Source organism: Citrobacter sp. On2M, assembly GCF_018035235.1.
Lineage (GTDB): Bacteria > Pseudomonadota > Gammaproteobacteria > Enterobacterales > Enterobacteriaceae > Citrobacter > Citrobacter meridianamericanus.
Genome location: NZ_WPCV01000002.1, coordinates 597,823 through 616,626, shown reverse-complemented (window position 1 = coordinate 616,626; position 18,804 = coordinate 597,823). Strand labels below are relative to the sequence as shown.

Here is an 18,804-nt window from a genome sequence, read left to right as displayed (position 1 = left end):
ACAACACAAAAAACTCATTAAGAAAAGGAAATAAGCATGGCGTTCAAATTCAAAACCTTTGCGGCAGTTGGAGCCCTGATCGGTTCTCTGGCACTTGTGGGTTGCGGTCAGGATGAAAAAGATCCTAACCACATCAAAGTGGGTGTTATTGTTGGCGCAGAGCAGCAGGTTGCCGAAGTCGCACAGAAAGTGGCAAAAGAAAAATACGGCCTGGACGTTGAACTGGTCACGTTTAACGATTACGTCCTGCCTAACGAAGCCTTGAGCAAAGGCGATATCGATGCCAACGCCTTCCAGCATAAACCGTACCTGGATCAGCAGATCAAAGATCGCGGTTACAAACTGGTTGCCGCAGGTAATACTTTTGTTTACCCGATTGCAGGCTACTCCAAAAAAATCAAATCACTGGATGAACTGCAGGATGGTTCACAGGTGGCGATTCCAAACGATCCGACTAACCTTGGCCGCTCCCTGCTGCTGTTGCAAAAAGTGGGCTTAATCAAACTGAAAGACGGTGTTGGCCTGCTGCCGACCGCGCTGGACGTGATTGAAAACCCAAAAAACCTGAAGCTGGTTGAGCTGGAAGCGCCGCAACTGCCACGTTCCCTGGACGATGCACAAATCGCACTGGCGGTCATCAACACCACCTACGCCAGCCAGATCGGCCTGACGCCGGCAAAAGACGGTATTTTTGTTGAAGATAAAGATTCCCCGTACGTAAACCTGATCGTGACGCGCGAAGACAACAAAGATGCTGAAAACGTGAAGAAATTCGTTCAGGCATACCAGTCTGACGAAGTATACGAAGCAGCAAATAAAGTCTTCAACGGCGGTGCTGTTAAGGGCTGGTAAATTTAGGCTGTTTCCAGAATCTGTAATATCATCAGGACGGGCGCTTGCCCGTCTTGTCATTTATGCAAGCACCTGATTCAATATCTGACGTTTAGATCATTCATTGAGGAAATATTATGCGTGCTTTACCGATCTGTTTAGTAGCACTCATGCTGAGCGGCTGTTCTATGTTAAGCAGATCCCCTGTTGAACCCGTTCAAAGCACCGCTACCCCACCTAAAGCGGAGCCGGAAAAACCAAAAGCACCGCGCGCGACGCCGGTAAGAATCATTACTAACGCTGAAGATTTAGTGGGCAAACCGTTCCGCGATCTCGGCGAAGTCAGCGGCGAATCCTGCCAGGCATCCAACCAGGATTCCCCTCCAAGCATTCCAACCGCACGCAAACGCATGCAGATTAACGCATCTAAAATGAAAGCAAATGCGGTATTGCTGCACAGTTGCGAAGTAACCAGCGGAACGCCGGGTTGCTATCGCCAAGCGGTTTGTATCGGTTCTGCACTGAACATTACGGCGAAATGAGCCATTTTCAGTTCGAGCAAATAGGCGTTATCCGCTCACCTTATAAAGAAAAGTTCGCTGTTCCACGTCAGCCAGGTTTGGTGAAAAGTGCCAGCGGCGAACTGCATTTGCTCGCACCCTATAACCAGGCCGATGCCGTTCGCGGCCTGGAAGCCTTCAGTCATTTGTGGGTGATTTTTGTTTTTCACCAGACAATGGAGGGTGGATGGCGTCCAACCGTGCGCCCTCCTCGCCTGGGCGGCAACGCCAGAATGGGGGTCTTTGCCACGCGTTCAACGTTTCGTCCTAACCCTGTTGGCATGTCGTTAGTTGAGCTGCGGGGTATTCGCTGTCATAAAGAGCATGTAATCCTTGAGCTCGGTGGACTGGATCTTGTTGATGGCACGCCGGTCATTGATATTAAACCGTATCTGCCGTTTGCCGAGTCGCTGCCCGACGCGCGCGCCAGCTATGCACAGAATGCCCCCCAGGCCAGCGTAGACGTGACGTTCAGTGACGAACTTGCTGAGCAACTACCAACGCTCGAAAAGCGTTATCCGCATCTTCGTCAGTTTATTGCCGAAGTGCTGGCGCAGGATCCGCGTCCTGCCTACCGTAAAAATGAGGAAGAAGGCAAAACCTATGCCGTCTGGCTGCTGGACTTTAACGTCCGCTGGCGTGTCACGCCGGCAGGATTTGAGGTCTTTGCGCTGGAAGCCCGCTAATTTGCGTCGTGTACTCTTTTGACATCCCTTTCTCGCTGGTAAACTAAACCACTTTTGTTTTGTGCCAGGCTCGTTTTGAGCCTGTTCGATCGTTCAACTGGAACCGTAACAACATGCGTACTAGCCAATATCTGCTCTCCACTCTGAAGGAGACACCTGCCGACGCCGAAGTCATCAGCCACCAGCTGATGCTGCGCGCCGGGATGATCCGCAAGCTGGCCTCCGGGTTATATACCTGGCTGCCGACCGGCGTGCGCGTCCTGAAAAAAGTCGAAAACATCGTGCGTGAAGAAATGAACAACGCCGGTGCGATCGAGGTGTTGATGCCGGTCGTTCAGCCTTCTGAACTGTGGGAAGAGAGCGGCCGTTGGGAACAATACGGCCCGGAACTGCTGCGTATTGCTGACCGTGGCGATCGTTCGTTTGTACTCGGTCCAACGCATGAAGAAGTGATCACCGACCTGATCCGTAATGAGCTGAGCTCTTACAAACAGCTGCCGCTGAACTTCTATCAGATCCAGACTAAATTCCGTGACGAAGTCCGTCCGCGTTTTGGCGTGATGCGCTCCCGTGAATTCCTGATGAAAGATGCCTACTCTTTCCATACTTCTCAGGAATCCCTGCAGGAAACGTATGATGCGATGTATACCGCATATAGCAAAATCTTCAGCCGTATGGGCCTGGATTTCCGTGCAGTACAGGCTGACACCGGCTCCATCGGCGGCAATGCCTCTCATGAATTCCAGGTACTGGCGCAGAGCGGCGAAGATGACGTGATCTTCTCTGACTCCTCCGACTACGCGGCCAACATTGAATTTGCCGAAGCGCTTGCGCCGAAAGAACCGCGCGCGGCGGCAACCCAGGAAATGACGCTGGTTGATACGCCGAACGCGAAAACCATCGCCGAGCTGGTTGAACAGTTCAACCTGCCGATCGAGAAAACCGTGAAAACCCTGCTGGTGAAAGCGGTTGAAGGCAGCAAATCTCCGTTGATTGCCCTGCTGGTTCGCGGCGATCACGAGCTGAACGAAGTCAAAGCGGAAAAATTGCCGCAGGTTGCCAGTCCGCTGACCTTCGCCACCGAAGAAGAAATTCGCGCGTTGGTGAAAGCAGGTCCGGGATCTCTGGGGCCGGTGAACATGCCGATTCCGGTAGTTATCGACCGTACCGTTGCGGTAATGAGCGATTTTGCCGCCGGCGCCAACATCGACGGTAAGCACTATTTCGGTATCAACTGGGATCGCGACGTGGCGACGCCGGAAGTAGCTGACATCCGTAACGTGGTTGCAGGCGACCCGAGCCCGGACGGTAAAGGTACGCTGATGATCAAACGCGGTATCGAAGTGGGCCACATCTTCCAGTTGGGTACCAAATACTCTGAAGCGATGAAAGCCGCCGTTCAGGGCGAAGATGGTCGTAACCAGACGCTGACCATGGGCTGCTACGGCATCGGTGTCACTCGCGTGGTTGCTGCAGCTATTGAACAGAACTTTGACGATCGCGGCATTGTATGGCCAGACGCTATCGCGCCTTTCCAGGTGGCGATTCTGCCGATGAACATGCACAAATCCTACCGCGTTCAGGAGCTGGCTGAGAAGCTGTACGCTGAACTGCGCGCGCAGGGTATCGAAGTGCTGATGGACGATCGTAAAGAGCGTCCGGGCGTGATGTTCGCCGATATGGAGCTGATCGGTATTCCGCACACTATCGTGCTGGGCGACCGTAACCTCGACAACGACGATATCGAATATAAATACCGTCGTAATGGCGAGAAGCAGCTGATTAAAACAGGTGACATCGTCGACTACCTGGTCAAAGCTATTAAAGGCTAATACCAGCGCAAGGCCCTGAGGATCAGGGCCTTTTTTACATGGATTGTATAAAATGCTTAAACCAATGGCGTATTACCGCCTGCACCTCCTCTTCTGTCTTCTGCTTTCAGCCTGCACGATTGACGTCAGTCAGCAAAATTCATCGGCAAAGGCTGTTGATGCCCAGGCAAAGAAATGGGAGGTAAAACTCCAGCATCAAAGCTCATTTACCGATCAAGCGCTGCATGAAATTACTGATACCGACCTCAGGCCAGGCGACCTGCTATTCTCCTCCAGTCTTGGGGTGACCTCATTGGGTATTCGCGCGTTCAGCACCTCTTCTGTCAGCCATGTGGCCGTTTACCTTGGCGGTAATGAAGTTGCCGAAGCGACCGGGGCGGGAGTACAAATCGTTTCGCTCAAAAAGGCTGAAAATCACAGTGATAAGCTTTTTGCTCTGCGGGTACCCGACCTCACACCGCAGCAGGCCGAAGAAATCAAAACATTCGCTTATAAAATCAAAGATAGCGGCTATAACTACCGCGGCATCGTCGAATTTATTCCGTTTATGGTGACCCGGCAAATATGTTCGTTGAATCCTTTCTCAGCGGATTTTCGCCAGCAATGCGTTAGCGGGCTGGCAAAAGCCCAGTTGAGCAATATCAGCGAGGGAGAAAAGAAGGCGTGGTTTTGCTCCGAATTCGTAACCGATGCGTTTGCCACCGCCGGACACCCGCTAACGCTGGCGCAGTCGGGCTGGATTAGCCCTTCCGACCTGATGCATATGCGCGAAGGTGATATTTCCGCGTTTAAGTCTGAAACGCAGCTACAGTATGTCGGCCACCTGAAATTAGGGATTTATATCAAAACCAGCCGTTTTGTTGGATTGACCCGATAAGGAAAAACTGCCCGGGCGATCGCCGGACAGTTTTTATAAGCAGCAGATCAATCAGCGCAACTCTGGCCAGGGATAAACTTAATTTCTTTATCCGCTCTTAAGGTTTTCACTGGCGCGCCCGTATCAGGATTTTCTTCCATCGTGAAGTGCCCTTCCACCGTAAGCAGAACTGCCTTATCCGTTGCACCACGCGCAGTCAGATAATCTCGCTCCAGTTGTGCATTGTTCGCGACAGAGACTCTTTTACCCGTCGCACAATCAGTGAAAGTTGCCGCGTCAGCCATATAGAAGTACATCCCTCGCATCGGCATTGGCGTCACCGGTAAGCTGGCGGAAACTGGCTGGAGGGTGTAGTTGAACTGCGACTCTATCGGATTACCTTCACGATCGAGCATTTCCAGCGCTTCACCTTTTGCGCGGTAGTACGATTTTTCGCCTTTACTGTCCGTCAGGACCAGTTTGTCGGCTGTACGCGCCCATGTGCCATAAGAGGCAAAAGAGGACGGTTCATCCCGTACGCCCTGGTAGCGTTCGTTCATCACCCATGTGCCGTCTTTTTCCAGGAACAGAGAAGTTTCAATCCCTTCGCAGTCCGCGCAAGGCAAAATGCCGCGCCAGCTTTGCTGCATCGGTTTTAATTCTGCCGCCCGCGTCGGCTGTAGTACTTCGACTTCAGTACGGTTGTTACAGCCGATCAAGGAAAAGAGCGTACATGCAGCGACTACAGACAATATTGCTGTTTTCACTATGAATTCCTTATAAATTTTAATTCCCGCTCGTCAGTCTTGCGTTCGACGAACTTTCCCGCGCAGTGCCTTCACTGTGGATTTTTGCGCCTTCGATGACAACCTGCGCTCTTTCGAGGCGCGCGTAGGGCGAGTTGCCTGTCGGCTTTTTTGCACCGCGGTTAATTCTTTTATCACCGCCACCAGCCGGGAGATTGCCGCTTCCCGATTTAGCTCCTGGCTACGGTATTCCTGCGCCTTAATGATAATCACGCCATCGCCTGTAATCAGATGATGGCTGGCAGCCAGCAAACGTTCCTTATAATACTCTGGCAGCCCAGAGGCCCGAATGTCAAAGCGCAAATGGATAGCCGTCGAGGTCTTATTAACGTGCTGACCGCCCGCGCCCTGTGCCCGAATCGCCGTGATTTCCAGCTCGTTATCTGGGATAGCGACATTTCGGGATATAACGATCATGAACGCGGCTGCCACGCGGCCAGATGAACTTCCAGATTATTCTGAGAATCGGACAGCCAGATAGCACCGTCCTGAATAGTCGCCTGTAGCGCCATTGTACGACCAGCAAAGTCACTCAGCTGTGCAAGCTGTTCATCATCCAGATACCACACGGTAAGATTTTTAAACTGCGCACACTTGCTCTGGTTTTGCTGCCACCAGATCTGAGCCGCACGGCTGTTGTAAGCAAACAGGGCTACCTCAGCGGACTGGGTACAGGCTTTCTTAATACGACGCTCATCCGGCAGACCCAACTCAATCCAGAGATCGATGCCCAGATGGTCGTTACGCAACCATGCTTCAGGCTCATCCTCCGCACTCAGGCCACGCGTGAACTGCAACCGTTCATCGGCATATTTAATCCAGGCCAGCAGACGCAGCATCATGCGTTCCTGGGTTTCAGAGGGATGACGCGCCAGCGTCAAGGCCGCGTCGAGGAACTGGTTGCGGTCAAGATCCGCGACGTTGACAACGGCTTTATAAATTGTCGCTTTAAGCGCCATGAGAGAACTCCTTTCGAATCAGGCGCACATTGTAGCGAAAACTACGGCAAAAGGCTGCTAACTGCTCCTGTATCAAGGCGCTGATATTGCTTGAATGAGTATGGTATAGTCACCTTGCTAAACAGAGTTTATCTTCGTAGGCTTAGACTTGCATCCACGGTTAAGTCAGAGTGCTGACAGGAGGGCATGTGGAAAAATATTGTGAGTTAATACGCAAGCGGTACGCGGAAATCGCCAGCGGAGATTTAGGGTATATCCCGGATGCGCTGGGTTGCGTATTGAAGGTGCTTAATGAAGTGGCGACAGACAACGCCCTTCCAGAGTCGGTCAGGGAAAAAGCGGCCTATGCTGCCGCGAACTTACTGGTGAGCGATTATGTCAATGAATGAAACATATCAACCCATCAACTGCGATGATTACGATAATCTAGAACTCGCCTGCCAGCACCATTTGTTACTGACACTGGCGCTAAAAGATGGCGAAGTTTTGCAGGCGAAAGCGAATGACCTGGTTTCACGCAAAAACGTGGAATATCTGGTCGCAGATGTCGCGGGCGAAACCCGGGAGCTTCGCCTCGACAAAATTGCCAGCTTCAGCCACCCGCAAATCGGTACCGTGGTAGTCAGCGAATCTTAACTTTTCTTGCACCTTATCCGGCCTACACATCCTCTGGAGAGTAGGCCGAATAAGCGCAGCACCATCAGACATGCCAAATCAGACTTACACCTTCTTCATCTACCGCCGCGCCCTCACGCGTCACAAAAACACCTGCAGCTGCAATCAACGTTTCACCATAAAACAGCAACGGCGTGGTATCTCGTCGCCAGGGTGGGATCCCCTGTTCCTGCCAGATTTTCTTTAATTTCCGCCCACCGTTACGCCCGACAATATGCAATACTCCTGGCGCTTTAAAACGGATGCTGACAGCTTCATCCGCTTGCGGCATGCGCAATTCGCCAGCAGAGATGAGCTGCACTGAGCCTAACCCGGCAGGCAGCGTCAGCGGCGTTTTCCAACATGGCCACGGAAGAACGGTTTCGCTTTGACCGTGGTTCGATTTAACCCACCACAGCTGTGACTGATAGCGACGAACCGCGTATTCTCCAAGGCGAAAACAGGGCGCAGCATCTTCCCGTGCCAACGCAACTTCCTGCCAAATACGTTCCAGCCCATCACGGGAAGGCATCGGCGCATTTAATCCCGCCAGCCAACGACGAAGCAGAGCGGCACGCCGCACATCGCTCATCATCATTAGCGGCGCCAGCAACAGTGTGCCCTGGGCCGTGACACAGTCGGCTAGATCGCTGGCAAGCAATTCATCCAGCAAGCACTCCTGCTCAGCGCACAGCGCGGCGCTACGGGCCGTGGCTTGTGCGAAGTGCGGCCAGCGCTGTTGGAGTAAGGGGGTAACGCGCAATCTGAGAAAATTGCGATCGTAGGTATCATCCTGATTGCTTTCATCTTCTATCCAGCATAATTCATGCTGTCGCGCCCATGCTTCAAGCGCCTCTCGCGTTTGCGCCAGCAACGGTCGAATCAGTTGGGTTCCGGCAAACGATGAGCTTTCCCCCATGGCGGAAAGTCCGGCGGGACCACTGCCGCGCTTAAGCGCCAGCAGGAAAGTTTCACACTGGTCATCCAGATGCTGGGCGGTCATCAGCACCTCACCCGGGAGTAAAGTCTGCGCAAATGCCTGATAGCGTGCTCGCCGCGCCTGAGCTTCAATGCCCAGCCCATCATCCTCAAGATGGACCCGCTCAACCACCAGCGGCACCTGCCACTGCGCACATACCGACTCACAGTGTTGCACCCAACCCTCTGCATGGGGGCTTAATCCGTGATGAATATGGATTGCGCGCAACACAACCCCAGGATTTTGTGCTCGCCACAGCACTAACTGATGCAACAGCACGGTAGAGTCCAGCCCGCCGCTAAAGGCGACCAGAATCGATTGGGAATTCAGCAGTGCAGTGTTCAACGTGAGTGTCGTCATGATGGTTTCTTACAATGGCATTGCCCGGCACGTTACCGGGCAAACGCCACAATGACAAGCCTTACAGCTCGTACAGTTCGAGGGGTAATCCGTCCGGGTCGTTAAAAAACGTAAAGCGTTTGCCGGTAAACGGATCGATTCGCACGGATTCGCACTTCACCTGGTGAGCTTCCAGGTGCGCGATCGCTTTTTCCACGTCATCTACGCTGAACGCCAGATGGCGCAAACCGCAAGCTTCCGGGCGGCTCGGGCGGCACGGCGGAAACGGAAAAGAAAACAGCTCAATCACATACTGTCCGTTCAATGCCAAATCGCCTTTCCAGGAATCACGTTCTTCCCGGTAGGCTTCGCTGATTAGCGTAAAGCCCAGCACATCACAGTAAAATCTCTTACTCGCCGCATAGTCTGTCGCAATAATGGCAATATGGTGAACCTGTTTTAATCCCAGCATAGCGTCATCGCCTCTTTCTTTTTTCTTTCAAAACGTTACTCGTGCGTAACAAGGTCAGGCAAGTCGTTATGCCATTTTCAGGACTCTCACGCGATACACACCATCCTCACCCAGTTTAGCGCCATGGATATCGGTTTCAAATCCAGGATAATGTTGCCCCACCGAACACAGCATCAGCAGAAAATCGAGCACCGTCCGGCTTTTCTCCGTGATCATTTCCCCTGGCATCAACAACGGCACGCCGGGAGGATAAGGCAGGATCATATTAGCGGAAACACGCCCCACCAGTTGATCGAGCGTCACCGTTTCGACTTCACCTTTGATCTGCCGCTGCCAGGCCTGATGCGGCGTCATTTTCATTTCCGGTAAGATATCAAACGCCCGCAACATCAGCCCAGAGAGATCGTGCTGGCGGATCAGTTTGTGGATCCCCAGCGCCAGCTCCTGAATACGCATATTACGATAGAAATCAGGATCTTCGGCATACAGATCCGGCAGCATATTTTTCACGCGTAAATTCAGGTCGTATGAACGTTTAAATTCCGTCAGGCCGCGTAGCAGCCCCATCGCCCGGGTTTTATCAATACCAATACTGAACAGGAACAACAGATTATACGGCCCTGTTTTCTCAACGACGACGCCGCGTTCATCGAGGAATTTCGCCACCAGAGCCGCGGGGATCCCCTCTTCGCTCATATTTCCTTGCTCATCCATCCCCGGTGTCAGAATGGTAACTTTCACCGGATCGAGGAACATGTGGTCGGCATCAGCATCGACAAATCCGTGCCAGTCTTCGCCTGGCGCTACCGGCCAGCACTCTGCTTCATCTACCTTTTCCGGCTGCCAGATATCAAAGAACCAACCATCTGACTCTTCTCGCAGCCGCTGGACTTCCTTACGGAAATGCAGCGCCCTCTCAACCGAACGATTGATCAGGCGCTTGCCTGAATTGCCACGAAGCATTGCCGCCGCCGTTTCGATAGACGCAACAATCGGGTAGCTCGGCGAAGTGGAGGTGTGCATCATAAAGGCTTCGTTGAACGTCTCTTCATCGTAGTCGCCCTTAATGTGGATTAACGAAGCCTGTGACAATGCCGCCAACATTTTGTGGGTAGACTGGGTTTCAAAAATCACCTTCCCTGGCACCCGCTCGCCGCTCATTCCGCTTTTCCCCTGATAGATCGGATGAAAATGGGTATATGGCACCCAGGCAGAATCAAAATGAATGGAGGGCACATCCAGGGTTTGCTTGATCCAGTTAGTGTTATACAACAGACCATCATAAGTGGAATTGGTGATGACCGCGTGGACTGGCCATTGCGCCTGAGGGCTCTCTTCTACCTTACGTTCTATACTTTCGCGAGTGAATTCCCGACGGGGTATACCGCCGAGGATCCCCAGCGCATTACGGGTAGGCTTCAGCCAGATTGGCACCACATCGCTCATCATCAGCAAATGCGCCAGCGATTTATGGCAGTTGCGATCAATCAGGAGCGTACTGCCTGAAGGCGCGGCATACATGCCGACAATCTTGTTCGACGTTGAGGTGCCGTTAGTCACCATATAGCTCTGTTCAGCGCCAAAGGTACGTGCGATGTACTCCTCGGCTTCCAGATGCGGACCGGTATGATCCAACAACGAGCCCAGCTCAGTCACGGAAATGGACACATCGGCCTTCAGCGTGTTACCGCCAAAGAAATCATAGAACAGACAGCCGACCGGGCTTTTCTGGTACGCCGTTCCCGCCATATGGCCCGGCGTGCAAAAGGTATACTTCCCTTCCTTCACATAGGTAAACAGCGCTTTGGTAAAAGGTGGCGTGATGTTGTCGAGGTATTCATTGGTGTACTGACGAATACGCGTAGCAATATCGTCAGACTGGCCCAATGCGTACTCAAAGAACCACAGCGCCATGCGTAGGTCGTGTGCGCTGACATCCATCGTCGAATGAGTATTAATAAAAGCGTAGAGCGGGAGATACTCATTGAGCTGATTGATGTCACTACACAGATCCAGACTGTATTCATCCCAGTCAAAAATGACGCCGCAAATTCGCGGGTTATGCTCGATAAACTTCAGCAGGTCGACGCTATTCTGCGGCCAGATAATCTGAAATCCCTGCTGCTGCAGCGCACGTTCAAGCTCCTTGATGGGCTCATCTTTATAAAAGACGCCATGCGGTCCCATGATGGCAATGATATTCATGCGTTCCTCCTGGAAAAACCTTAGTTAAGCATAGCCTGGTCAAACTGCAGGTAAAAAAAAGGGCCACAGCGTTGTGGCCCTTTTCAGAATTAATGCAGTTTACGCGTAACCATAGCTCATCAGACGCTGGTAACGACGGTTTTTCAAATCTTCTTTGCTTAACACGTCGAGATCGGCGAGATCGGCCAGCAGCTGTGCTTTCAGGGACGCCGCCATCACTTCCGGGTTACGATGGGCGCCGCCCAGCGGTTCCGGGATGATAGAGTCAATCAACTTCAGCTCTTTCAAACGAGGGGCGATGATGCCCATCGCTTCTGCGGCCAGCGGCGCTTTGTCGGCGCTTTTCCACAGAATGGATGCGCAGCCTTCCGGGGAGATAACGGAATAGGTGCTGTACTGCAGCATATTCACTTTATCGCCCACGCCGATCGCCAGTGCACCGCCGGAGCCACCTTCACCGATAACGGTACAGATAACCGGCACGCTCAGACGCGACATTTCACGCAGGTTGCGCGCAATCGCTTCAGACTGACCACGTTCTTCCGCGCCTACGCCCGGGTATGCCCCAGGGGTGTCGATGAAGGTAATGATCGGCATATTGAAACGTTCAGCCATTTCCATCAGACGCAGCGCTTTGCGATAGCCTTCCGGCGCTGGCATGCCAAAATTACGACGGATTTTTTCTTTGGTCTCACGGCCTTTCTGATGACCAATGATCATCACCGGACGGCCATCCAGACGCGCGATGCCGCCGACAATTGCTTTATCATCCGCATAGGCACGATCGCCCGCCAGCTCATCAAATTCATCAAATGCCAGGCGGACATAATCCAGGGTGTACGGACGCTGTGGATGGCGCGCCAGTTGGGCTACCTGCCATGCGCCAAGATCGGCGAAGATTTTACGCGTCAGTTCTACGCTTTTTTCACGCAGACGATGCACTTCTTCATCGATGTTAATATCCAGTTTCTCATCCTGACGGCTAACCGCAGTCAGAGAATCGATTTTTGCTTCCAGCTCTGCAATCGGCTGTTCAAAATCAAGGAAATTCAGACTCATAGTATTCCTGTATTAGTCAAACTCCAGTTCCACCTGCTCCGAACCAATAAGGCCACGGAGATCGTTTAGCAAACGATCGCTCGGAGAGACACGCCACGTTGCGCCAAAACGCAATCGCGCACGCGCATCCGCCCTCTGATAGTAGAGATGTACTGGAATTGTCCCAGAGCGGTGGGGTTCCAGAGACTGACGGAGTCGGTTTAAAAGCTGGTCATCAATTTGCCTGTCCGTCAGCGAGATAGCAAGCCCGCGAGCATATTTTTCCCGGGCTTCGTCAATATCCATGACTTCACGGGCCATCATTTTAAGCCCGCCGCTGAAGTCATCAAAGCTGACCTGTCCGCTGACGATAAGTATGCGGTCTTTTTCCAGCAATTGCTGGTATTTATCCAGAGCATCGGTAAATAACATCACTTCCAGACGCCCGGAACGGTCATCCAGTGTACAGATGCCGATACGATTGCCGCGCTTGGTGACCATTACCCGCGCAGCAATGACGAGCCCCGCAGCCGTGGTGACTTTACCACGTTCTGTCGGATGCATGTCTTTCAGCCTGTGGCCTCCAACATAGCGCTCAATTTCTTTTAAATACTGATTGATGGGGTGTCCCGTCAGATAAAGTCCTAACGTTTCACGCTCACCGTCTAATACCACCTGCTCCGGCCACGGTGTACAGTTGGCATAAGACTGTTCAATTTGTTCCGGCTCTTCCGCCAGTACGCCAAACATATCCGCCTGACCAATTGCCTCGGCTTTCGCATGCTGATCGGCGGCTTTTAGGGCATCGCTGAGTGAGTTCATCAACGCCGCACGATGCGGACCAAGGCGGTCAAACGCCCCGGACATGATTAACTTTTCCAGCACCCGGCGGTTAAGTTTTTTGATATCCGTACGCGCACAAAGATCAAATAGTTCGCGGAAGTAACCGCCTTCATTTCGCGCCTCAATAATAGCCTCAATTGGCCCTTCACCCACGCCTTTTATCGCGCCGATGCCGTAGACAATCTCGCCATCATCATTCACGTGAAAATGATAAAGCCCGGAGTTGATGTCCGGTGGCAGGATTTTGAGCCCCATGCGCCAGCATTCATCCACCAGTCCGACGACTTTCTCGGTGTTATCCATATCGGCGGTCATTACCGCCGCCATAAATTCGGCAGGGTAATGCGCCTTCAGCCACAGCGTCTGGTAGGAGACCAGCGCATAGGCTGCGGAGTGCGATTTGTTAAATCCGTAACCGGCGAATTTCTCCACCAGGTCAAAGATTTTCATCGCCAGTTCGCCGTCGACGCCGCGCTTTTTCGCCCCTTCTTCAAAGGTACCGCGCTGCTTAGCCATCTCTTCCGGTTTTTTCTTACCCATCGCACGACGCAGCATATCCGCGCCGCCAAGGGTGTATCCGGACAGCTCCTGGGCAATCTGCATAACCTGTTCCTGATACAGGATAATGCCGTAGGTCGGCTCCAGTACCGGTTTCAGACACTCATGCTGCCATTGTACGTCCGGGTAGGAAATCTCTTCACGACCATGCTTACGGTCGATAAAGTTATCTACCATCCCCGACTGTAGCGGACCAGGTCGGAACAGAGCCACCAGTGCGATCATATCTTCGAAGCAGTCAGGCTGCAGACGTTTGATCAGATCTTTCATGCCGCGGGATTCAAGCTGGAACACCGCCGTGGTCTCCGAACGTTGCAGCATGTCGAAGCTTTTTTTGTCATCCAGCGGGATAGCGGCGATATCCAACGGCGGTTCACCGTTCTTTTCACGGCGCGCGTTGATCATTTCCAACGCCCAGTTGATGATAGTGAGCGTACGCAGACCGAGGAAGTCGAACTTCACGAGGCCGGCGTATTCCACGTCGTTTTTATCAAACTGGGTGACCGGGTGCAGCCCTTGCTCATCACAGTACAGCGGCGCAAAATCAGTAATTTTGGTCGGTGCTATAACCACGCCACCGGCGTGCTTACCAGCGTTACGCGTGACGCCTTCCAGCTTGCGCGCCATATCGATCAGCGCTCTAACCTCTTCATCTGCCTCATAGATTTCCGGCAGTTGAGGTTCAGCTTCAAAGGCTTTGGCCAGCGTCATGCCCGGGTCGGGCGGCACCAGTTTCGAAATACGGTCAACGAAGCCATACGGGTGACCCAGTACGCGGCCCACGTCACGGATAACCGCTTTTGCCGCCATCGTACCGAAGGTAATAATCTGCGAAACCGCATCACGACCGTACATTTCCGCCACGTGTTCAATGACCTGGTCACGTTTTTCCATACAGAAATCAACGTCAAAATCGGGCATTGAAACACGTTCCGGGTTAAGGAAACGTTCGAACAGCAGGTCAAATTCCAGCGGATCAAGGTCGGTAATTTTCAGCGCGTAGGCGACCAGCGAACCAGCACCAGAACCACGTCCCGGGCCTACCGGTACGCCGTTATCTTTCGACCACTGGATAAACTCCATAACGATCAGGAAGTAACCCGGGAAGCCCATCTGGTTGATAACTTTAAGTTCAACTTCCAGACGTTCGTCATAAGGCGGTCGCTTCTGCGCGCGAACTTCAGGATCCGGGAATAAAAACGCCAGACGCTCTTCCAGACCTTCGCGTGATTTTGCCACAAGGAAATCCTCGGTGGTCATATCACCAGTCGGGAACTGTGGCAGGAAATACTCACCCAGACGCACCGTCACGTTACAGCGCTTGGCTATCTCAACAGTGTTTTGCAGCGCCTCCGGGATATCGGAGAATAGATCGCACATCTCATCTTCGCTGCGCATGTACTGCTGCGGCGAATAATTACGCGGTCGTTTTGGATCATCAAGGGTAAACCCGTCGTGGATTGCCACGCGGATTTCATGCGCGTCAAAATCACCGGTTTCAAGGAAGCGAACATCGTTGGTCGCCACCACCGGAAGACCACGCGTTTCAGCCAGTTCTACCGCAGCATGCAGATAATTTTCTTCATCCTGCCTGCCGGTGCGAATCAGTTCTAAAAAATAGCAATCAGGAAAATGTTCTTCATAAAACGCCACGCACTCATCAACCAGTGCGCTATTGCCGCGCAGCAGGCTGCGCCCGACGTCGCCCATACGGCCGCCGGAGAGCAAAATCAAACCTTCTTTTAGCTCGACCAGCCAGTCCCTGTCGATGACCGGCCCTTCTGCGCCATAACCGCGCTGATAGGCTTTTGATATCAACAACGTCAGATTCTGATAGCCGGTATTGTTAGCGGCCAGCACGGTGAGTTGCGTGAGTTCATCACCCAATAGCTCACTGCGGACATGAAAATCTGCACCAACAATCGGCTTGATACCCGCACCGTGACCCGCTCCGTAAAACTTCACCAGACCACACAGGTTGGTAAAATCGGTGATCGCCAGCGCAGGCATGCCTAACGCGGCCGCCTTTTTTACCAGCGGCCCGGTTTTCGCCAGCCCATCGATCATGGAGTAGTCGCTGTGCACCCGCAGGTGGACGAAACGAGGTTCAGACATCTTCAGATTCCTTCGACACAAGAATCAGGACGTGAGTCCCAGAGCGCGTTTGACGGGGCCAAAACTACGGCGATGGTGCTCTGTTGCACCATGTAGTGCCAACTTTTCCAGATGAAAAGCAGTTGGATAACCTTTGTGCTGTGCAAAGCCATACTGCGGGAAAACCGTATCCAGTGCCGCCATTTCAGCGTCACGGGTGACTTTTGCCAGTATCGAAGCAGCGCTAATCTCCGCCACGCGGCTATCACCTTTGACCACCGCCATTGACGGCATCGGTAATGCCGGGCAACGATTGCCGTCAATCAGTACGTATTCCGGCGCAATATGCAGACCCGCAACCGCACGCTGCATCGCCAGCATGGTGGCATGTAAAATATTCAGCTCGTCGATTTCATGCGGTTCCGCACGGCCCAGACTCCAGCTTAACGCTTTTTCTTTAATCTCATCAAACAGCGCCAGGCGACGTTTTTCCGACAGTTTTTTTGAGTCGTTCAGACCAATAACAGGACGAGCCGGATCCAGAATAACGGCGGCAGTAACAACCGCGCCGACCAAAGGACCACGTCCAACTTCATCCACACCCGCCACTAAATGCGTATGTGGATAAACAAACTCAATCATTGTGCTAACTCCAGGACTGCATCCGCCGCCTGCTCATCAGCATTGCAACGGATCTGCTGGTGCAGTTCACGGAATGTGTCGTGGATCGCATGGCTGGTTTTACTCTTCGCCAGCAACGGCAGCAGCGCTTGCGACAGCGCCTGCGGTTCACACTCTTCCTGCAACAACTCTTTAACCAGTTCTCTTCCTGCCAGCAGGTTAGGTAGCGAAACGTAATCCGTTTTCACCAGACGCTTCGCCAACCAGAAGGTAAAGGGTTTCATACGGTAGCCAACCACCATCGGGCATTTTGCCAGCATACATTCCAGCGCTGCCGTGCCTGAAGCCAACAGTGCTGCATCGCTGGCCACCATCGCTTCACGTCCCATCCCATTGAGCAGATGTACGGAAAGATCCGGTGCAACTTCAGCTTTGATACGCTCAAACTGCTCGCGACGTTTGGCATTCACCAACGGCACCACGACTTCGAGATCCGGATAATGCTGGCGCAACAGCTGCGCCGTTTTCAGAAAATCGGCACTGAGCATCTCCACTTCTGCGCCACGGCTTCCTGGCAATAGAGCCAGACAGTGAGCATCATGGGGAATACCCAGCACGTCGCGTGCCGCGTTTTTATCCGGATCCAGCGGCATGGCATCCGCCATGGTGTGGCCGATAAAGCGGCACGGAACGTTAAATTTGTCATAAAACGCTTTTTCGAAAGGCAGAAAGGCCAGCACCATATTGGTGGATCTGCCTATTTTGAAAACACGTTTCTGTCGCCAGGCCCATACAGAAGGACTGACATAATGAATGGTTTTTATGCCCTGCTTTTTCAGGTTGCCTTCGAGGGTAATATTGAAGTCAGGCGCATCAATGCCGACGAAAACATCCGGCTTAAGTTCAGTGAAACGGCGAGTGAGATCGGCACGAATATGTAGTAAGCGGCGCAGGCGTCCGAGCACTTCAACAATGCCCATTACCGCCAACTCTTCCATTTCGTACCAGGCCTCACAGCCTTCGGCCTGCATCAGCGGGCCCGCCACGCCAACAAAACGCGCATTGGGAACACGCGCCTTGAGTGCACGGATTAACCCTGCACCAAGAATATCGCCGGAGGTTTCTCCGGCGACGAGGGCTATCGTTAAAGGACGCTGTTCAGTCATTAACGAATCAGGCCACGCGTTGAGCGCTCAAAGAAATCGCTGAAAGCCTGGACTTCGGGGTACTGTTGCGCCAGTTCCGCGATTTCCGGCTTCGCTTCTTCCAGCGTTTTACCGTTACGGTACAACGCTTTATAGGCGTTACGAATCGCGGTGATCGCTTCGCGGGTAAATCCGCGACGCTTCAGACCTTCGATGTTAACGCCAAACGGCGTGGCGTGGTTGCCTTGGGCGATAACGTATGGAGGCACATCCTGGGCAACGCCAGAACAACCGCCAACCATCACATGCGCGCCGATGATGCAGAACTGATGCACCGCGGTCATGCCGCCGATGATAACAAAATCATCAAGCGATACATGTCCGGCAAGCGTGGCGTTATTTGCCAGAATACAGCGGTTGCCTACCGTACAATCATGCGCAACGTGCGCATTAATCATCAGTAAGTTATCGCTGCCCACCTTCGTCACTCCACCGCCCTGCACTGTGCCACGATGAATGGTGACGCTTTCGCGGATGCGGTTGCGATCGCCAATTTCCACGCGGGTTGGTTCGCCAGCATATTTCAGATCCTGGTTAACTTCACCGATGGAGGCAAACTGATAGATCTCGTTATCGCGACCAATTTTGGTATGGCCATTCACGACAACGTGAGACTTCAGTACGGTACCCTCACCAATTTCAACATGGGGTCCAACAATACAAAATGGGCCAATGTGAGCGTTAGCGCCAATGCTGGCGCCCTCTTCCACAATGGCGGTCGGGTGAATAAAGGCGGATTTATCAATCACGTATCAGGCCTCCCGGCTACGGGCACACATCATCGTTGCTTCGCATACAACTTTACCGTCGACCAGCGCAACCCCTTTAAAACGGGTCAGGCCACGGCGCGTTTTCTCGAAAGTCACTTCCATGATCATCTGATCGCCAGGTACGACAGGACGCTTAAAGCGTGCTTCGTCAATGCCCGCGAAATAGTACAGTTCGCCTGGTTCCAGTTTTCCTACGCTTTTAAACGCGAGGATGCCGGTGGCCTGCGCCATCGCTTCCAGAATCAGTACGCCTGGAAAAATAGGTTTACCCGGGAAGTGGCCCTGGAAGAAAGGCTCGTTAACGGATACATTTTTCACTGCGCGCAGAAAACGACCTTCTTCAAAATCCAGCACGCGGTCAACCAGCAAAAACGGAAAACGGTGCGGCAGAAGTTCTAGAATCTCTTCAATATGCAGAGTATGAGTGTTAGTAGTCAAAATACTCTTCCTGTCAAAATATACTAAAAGGCAATAATAACACGGCCTGTCGCAATCG

19 protein-coding genes are annotated in these 18,804 nt (G+C 52.7%); 7 read left to right on the top strand and 12 right to left on the bottom strand.

Translation table 11 applies throughout. The annotated features are described in order from the left end of the window. Positions 1–36 precede the first annotated feature (36 nt). The 5 genes from metQ (at position 37) to On2M_RS05065 (ending at position 4,786) form a co-directional block, all read left to right on the top strand. Positions 37–852, top strand: coding sequence for a methionine ABC transporter substrate-binding lipoprotein MetQ (gene metQ, locus On2M_RS05085; RefSeq protein WP_151216812.1), 816 nt, complete (start codon positions 37–39; stop codon positions 850–852). Between the two features lie 116 nt (positions 853–968). Then, positions 969–1,373 carry an Rcs stress response system protein RcsF gene (gene rcsF, locus On2M_RS05080; RefSeq protein WP_151216811.1) on the top strand — a complete coding sequence of 135 codons (405 nt, stop codon included), beginning with the start codon at positions 969–971 and terminating at the stop codon, positions 1,371–1,373. Then, positions 1,370–2,077, top strand: a complete 708-nt coding sequence (tsaA, locus tag On2M_RS05075; RefSeq protein ID WP_151216810.1) for a tRNA (N6-threonylcarbamoyladenosine(37)-N6)-methyltransferase TrmO — start codon at positions 1,370–1,372, stop codon at positions 2,075–2,077. Before rcsF ends, tsaA begins: the two co-directional genes overlap by 4 nt. A 113-nt stretch (positions 2,078–2,190) precedes the next feature. Then, positions 2,191–3,909, top strand: coding sequence for a proline--tRNA ligase (proS, locus tag On2M_RS05070; RefSeq protein ID WP_187253762.1), 1,719 nt, complete (start codon positions 2,191–2,193; stop codon positions 3,907–3,909). A 52-nt stretch (positions 3,910–3,961) separates the two neighbouring features. Continuing rightward, positions 3,962–4,786 carry a YaeF family permuted papain-like enzyme gene (locus On2M_RS05065; protein WP_151224589.1) on the top strand — a complete coding sequence of 275 codons (825 nt, stop codon included), beginning with the start codon at positions 3,962–3,964 and terminating at the stop codon, positions 4,784–4,786. Between the two features lie 47 nt (positions 4,787–4,833). On the opposite strand, the gene nlpE is transcribed toward On2M_RS05065, so the two are convergent. Genes nlpE through On2M_RS05050 form a run of 3 tightly spaced genes read right to left on the bottom strand, consistent with a single transcriptional unit; the run spans position 4,834 to position 6,530 of the window. Further along, positions 4,834–5,535 carry an envelope stress response activation lipoprotein NlpE gene (gene nlpE, locus On2M_RS05060; protein WP_151216807.1) on the bottom strand — a complete coding sequence of 234 codons (702 nt, stop codon included), beginning with the start codon at positions 5,533–5,535 and terminating at the stop codon, positions 4,834–4,836. Positions 5,536–5,565: 30 nt separating this feature from the next. Next, complete coding sequence (arfB, locus tag On2M_RS05055) at positions 5,566–5,988, bottom strand: alternative ribosome rescue aminoacyl-tRNA hydrolase ArfB (protein ID WP_151224588.1); 423 nt, start codon at positions 5,986–5,988, stop codon at positions 5,566–5,568. Beyond that, entirely contained in the window at positions 5,985–6,530 is a 546-nt protein-coding gene (locus On2M_RS05050; RefSeq protein WP_151216805.1) for a YaeQ family protein, read from the bottom strand. The genes arfB and On2M_RS05050 overlap by 4 nt, the downstream gene beginning before the upstream one ends. Positions 6,531–6,718: 188 nt before the next feature. On the opposite strand from On2M_RS05050, the gene On2M_RS05045 reads away from it, so the two are divergent. Further along, positions 6,719–6,919, top strand: a complete 201-nt coding sequence (locus tag On2M_RS05045; protein ID WP_151216804.1) for a YaeP family protein — start codon at positions 6,719–6,721, stop codon at positions 6,917–6,919. Then, positions 6,906–7,166 (top strand): Rho-binding antiterminator, encoded by a 261-nt coding sequence (rof, locus tag On2M_RS05040; protein WP_003018503.1) that lies wholly within the window; start codon positions 6,906–6,908, stop codon positions 7,164–7,166. The genes On2M_RS05045 and rof overlap by 14 nt, the downstream gene beginning before the upstream one ends. 64 nt (positions 7,167–7,230) lie before the next feature. Here the strand turns inward: rof and tilS are convergent, their stop codons facing one another. The 9 genes from tilS to fabZ form a co-directional block, all read right to left on the bottom strand. After that, on the bottom strand, positions 7,231–8,523 hold the full coding sequence (tilS, locus tag On2M_RS05035; RefSeq protein ID WP_210904464.1) for a tRNA lysidine(34) synthetase TilS: 1,293 nt from the start codon (positions 8,521–8,523) through the stop codon (positions 7,231–7,233). 61 nt (positions 8,524–8,584) lie between these two features. Further along, complete coding sequence (locus On2M_RS05030) at positions 8,585–8,974, bottom strand: VOC family protein (protein ID WP_151216802.1); 390 nt, start codon at positions 8,972–8,974, stop codon at positions 8,585–8,587. 66 nt (positions 8,975–9,040) lie between these two features. Continuing rightward, positions 9,041–11,179 carry a lysine decarboxylase LdcC gene (gene ldcC / locus On2M_RS05025; RefSeq protein WP_210904463.1) on the bottom strand — a complete coding sequence of 713 codons (2,139 nt, stop codon included), beginning with the start codon at positions 11,177–11,179 and terminating at the stop codon, positions 9,041–9,043. Between the two features lie 99 nt (positions 11,180–11,278). Beyond that, the gene (accA, locus tag On2M_RS05020) at positions 11,279–12,238 is read right to left on the bottom strand and encodes an acetyl-CoA carboxylase carboxyl transferase subunit alpha (RefSeq protein WP_061067282.1); all 960 of its coding nucleotides are present in this window, start codon (positions 12,236–12,238) and stop codon (positions 11,279–11,281) included. 12 nt (positions 12,239–12,250) lie between these two features. Further along, positions 12,251–15,733 (bottom strand): DNA polymerase III subunit alpha, encoded by a 3,483-nt coding sequence (gene dnaE, locus On2M_RS05015; protein WP_210904462.1) that lies wholly within the window; start codon positions 15,731–15,733, stop codon positions 12,251–12,253. A gap of 24 nt (positions 15,734–15,757) precedes the next feature. Further along, positions 15,758–16,354, bottom strand: coding sequence for a ribonuclease HII (rnhB, locus tag On2M_RS05010; protein ID WP_187253757.1), 597 nt, complete (start codon positions 16,352–16,354; stop codon positions 15,758–15,760). Next, on the bottom strand, positions 16,351–17,499 hold the full coding sequence (gene lpxB, locus On2M_RS05005) for a lipid-A-disaccharide synthase (protein WP_210904461.1): 1,149 nt from the start codon (positions 17,497–17,499) through the stop codon (positions 16,351–16,353). The genes rnhB and lpxB overlap by 4 nt, the downstream gene beginning before the upstream one ends. After that, positions 17,499–18,287 carry an acyl-ACP--UDP-N-acetylglucosamine O-acyltransferase gene (gene lpxA, locus On2M_RS05000; RefSeq protein WP_151216799.1) on the bottom strand — a complete coding sequence of 263 codons (789 nt, stop codon included), beginning with the start codon at positions 18,285–18,287 and terminating at the stop codon, positions 17,499–17,501. The genes lpxB and lpxA overlap by 1 nt, the downstream gene beginning before the upstream one ends. Positions 18,288–18,290: 3 nt before the next feature. Further along, positions 18,291–18,746, bottom strand: coding sequence for a 3-hydroxyacyl-ACP dehydratase FabZ (gene fabZ / locus On2M_RS04995; protein WP_003018528.1), 456 nt, complete (start codon positions 18,744–18,746; stop codon positions 18,291–18,293). Positions 18,747–18,804: the final 58 nt, after the last annotated feature.

Excerpts from the sequence above, each read along its gene's own strand:
- On2M_RS05065 (WP_151224589.1), top strand. The coding sequence starts at position 3,962 with ATGCTTAAACCAATGGCGTATTACCGCCTGCACCTCCTCTTCTGTCTT.
- tilS (WP_210904464.1), bottom strand. The coding sequence starts at position 8,523 with ATGACGACACTCACGTTGAACACTGCACTGCTGAATTCCCAATCGATT.
- lpxB (WP_210904461.1), bottom strand. The coding sequence starts at position 17,499 with ATGACTGAACAGCGTCCTTTAACGATAGCCCTCGTCGCCGGAGAAACC.
- dnaE (WP_210904462.1), bottom strand. The coding sequence starts at position 15,733 with ATGTCTGAACCTCGTTTCGTCCACCTGCGGGTGCACAGCGACTACTCC.
- proS (WP_187253762.1), top strand. The coding sequence starts at position 2,191 with ATGCGTACTAGCCAATATCTGCTCTCCACTCTGAAGGAGACACCTGCC.
- rof (WP_003018503.1), top strand. The coding sequence starts at position 6,906 with ATGTCAATGAATGAAACATATCAACCCATCAACTGCGATGATTACGAT.
- arfB (WP_151224588.1), bottom strand. The coding sequence starts at position 5,988 with ATGATCGTTATATCCCGAAATGTCGCTATCCCAGATAACGAGCTGGAA.
- rnhB (WP_187253757.1), bottom strand. The coding sequence starts at position 16,354 with ATGATTGAGTTTGTTTATCCACATACGCATTTAGTGGCGGGTGTGGAT.
- On2M_RS05030 (WP_151216802.1), bottom strand. The coding sequence starts at position 8,974 with ATGCTGGGATTAAAACAGGTTCACCATATTGCCATTATTGCGACAGAC.
- On2M_RS05050 (WP_151216805.1), bottom strand. The coding sequence starts at position 6,530 with ATGGCGCTTAAAGCGACAATTTATAAAGCCGTTGTCAACGTCGCGGAT.
- ldcC (WP_210904463.1), bottom strand. The coding sequence starts at position 11,179 with ATGAATATCATTGCCATCATGGGACCGCATGGCGTCTTTTATAAAGAT.
- accA (WP_061067282.1), bottom strand. The coding sequence starts at position 12,238 with ATGAGTCTGAATTTCCTTGATTTTGAACAGCCGATTGCAGAGCTGGAA.
- metQ (WP_151216812.1), top strand. The coding sequence starts at position 37 with ATGGCGTTCAAATTCAAAACCTTTGCGGCAGTTGGAGCCCTGATCGGT.
- rcsF (WP_151216811.1), top strand. The coding sequence starts at position 969 with ATGCGTGCTTTACCGATCTGTTTAGTAGCACTCATGCTGAGCGGCTGT.
- tsaA (WP_151216810.1), top strand. The coding sequence starts at position 1,370 with ATGAGCCATTTTCAGTTCGAGCAAATAGGCGTTATCCGCTCACCTTAT.